Genomic DNA, 2,086 nt, shown 5'->3' on the forward strand with positions numbered 1-2,086 from the left:
ACCGGCGGGCCGACGATCACCGCCCACGTCTTCGCCGCGTCCAACTTCACCTGCTTAAACAGCCGCGTAATCACCCCCGTGCACCCTTTCCATTCCGGGCCGCAGCGGTCCACCGTCACGAGCGCCTGGGCGTCCGTACGTTTCGTCCACGCGTCCAGTTCGCCGCGGAAGAGCAGCAGTTTCGGTTCCCGCGCCCCCACCAGGATCGTGACGCTCCGGTAATCCTTGCGGTTGTCCAGGCAGTAGCGGATGAGGCTCCGCGTCGGCGCGAGGCCCAGCCCCCCCGCGACGAACAGCACGTCCTCGCCCTTCATCTCCTCGTACGGGAAATGATTGCCGAACGGGCCGCGGATCCCCAGCCGGTCGCCCTTGCCGAACTTCATCAGCGCCCCGGTCACCGTGCCGGCGTTGCGGACGCACAGTTCGAACACCTTGCCCTGCGTCGGGCTCGAGGAGATGCTGATCGGCGCCTCCCCCATGCCGAACACCGAAACCTCGACGAACTGTCCCGGCTCGTAGCCCAGGGGCTGGCCGTCCTCCATCTCGATCCGGAAGAACCGCTCCGTCTCGGTCATCTGCTCGGCCGAGAGGATTCGCGCCATCCGCGGGACGTACGGGCTCGGCGCCGCCGCCCCTTTTTCAATGTCGATGTCGACCTGCGTCATGCCTCAACTCCTCGATTCGGCGCCCGCCACGGAGCTGCTTCGCCGTTTTCCGGTCACTTGAGACGATGTTGTGTTGTGCCGTTGGGTTGTTCAATCCGCAATCCGAATTCCGCAATCCGCAATGGCTTCACCGGTCCCCGGCGATCTGAACGAACGTGTCCTTGATGCTGATGGCGGCGACGCAGGCCCGCTCGCACCGCCCGCACCCGACGCACCCCGCGCGCCCCGTCTGCTCCAGGATGAACTTCCCCTTGCGGTACATCCGGTGGCGGAGGCGGCTGGCCCGATGCTCCCGGAAGTTCTCCCCGCCCGCGACCTCGGCGAACGGATCCAACTGGCACGAATCGTAGCGCCGAACCCGCGTTCCGCCCCCGAGGTCCTCGGCGATCACGTCCGCCACGTCCCAGCAGTAGCACGTCGGGCACGTCGTGTTGCAACTCCCGCACGAGAAGCATCGCCGCGCGATCGCTTCCCACACCAGGCTGTCGTACGATTCGTCCAGGATCTCCGGAAGGTACTTGACGTCGAACGGCAACTTGAGGTGGAAGCCGGCTCGCTTCCGCTCCACGAACGCCTGCCGAGCCGCCAAGTCCCCCTTCTTCGCCTCGCGCATCTTCACGAGGTCCCGCAGTCGCTTCCCCAACTCCGTCTTCGTCTCGACGAACCACCCGCCTTCGATTGGCGTCAGCGCCAGGTCGTACCCCGCCTCCGGGTACAGCGACCCCATGTCCAGGCAGAACGAGGTTTCGTCGCACGGTTTCTCGCAATCCAGCATTACGACGGCGGTGTCCGCGCGGCGGGCCAGGTAATGCGGGTCCGGCACGTCCTTGCCGAACGCCGCGTCCAGCGTTGCGATCGCCGTCACATCGCACGGGTGGACGCCGAAGAGGACCTGAGGCTCGTGTTCGAGGACGGCCTCGGGTTTCGGGTCCCCGCCCAGGCGGTACGTCACCAGGGCCTCGCGCGGCGGCCAGAGAAACTTCTTCGGCCCAAGCACCGTCAGGCCGTAGTCCAGCCTCAGGTCGCCCGGCTCCGCCAGGGTCCCGGCGCGCCGGGACTTCGCCGTGGCGACGCCCGGCTCGCGGAGGATTTCCCACGCGAACTTCTCGCTCCGGTCCGAGACGCTCGTTTCCTTCAGAACCGGGCCCGCCACCCGCCGTTTCTTCGCGAGCGCCGCGACCCAACCCGCCAGATCTTCCGCTTTCAGGACTCGTGGCAACATGCGCGACCGACCTTTACGCTCGGGTTACTGGTTCAGTGCCTTGGCAATTTCGTCGAGCAAGACGTCCGGGTCCACCGGCTTTTCGAGGAAGACGTTGACCGGCAGGTATTCGGCATCCGTCTCGGGAGAGAACGCAAAGCCCGTCTTCTGCGAGATGCCCGTCAGCATCACGATCGGCACCTTGGCCGTCGCCGGGTTC

Annotated in this window: 2 protein-coding genes; both read right to left on the bottom strand. The window is 66.3% G+C overall.

Annotated elements, in window-relative coordinates; translation table 11 throughout:
* A partial coding sequence (locus NTX40_02735) for an FAD/NAD(P)-binding protein (protein MCX5648004.1) occupies positions 1–665 on the bottom strand: 665 nt, incomplete at its 3' end.
* A gap of 127 nt (positions 666–792) precedes the next feature.
* Entirely contained in the window at positions 793–1,887 is a 1,095-nt protein-coding gene (locus NTX40_02740; protein MCX5648005.1) for a 4Fe-4S dicluster domain-containing protein, read from the bottom strand.
* Positions 1,888–2,086: the final 199 nt, after the last annotated feature.

This window comes from Planctomycetota bacterium (assembly GCA_026387035.1).
Lineage (GTDB): Bacteria > Planctomycetota > Phycisphaerae > FEN-1346 > FEN-1346 > JAPLMM01.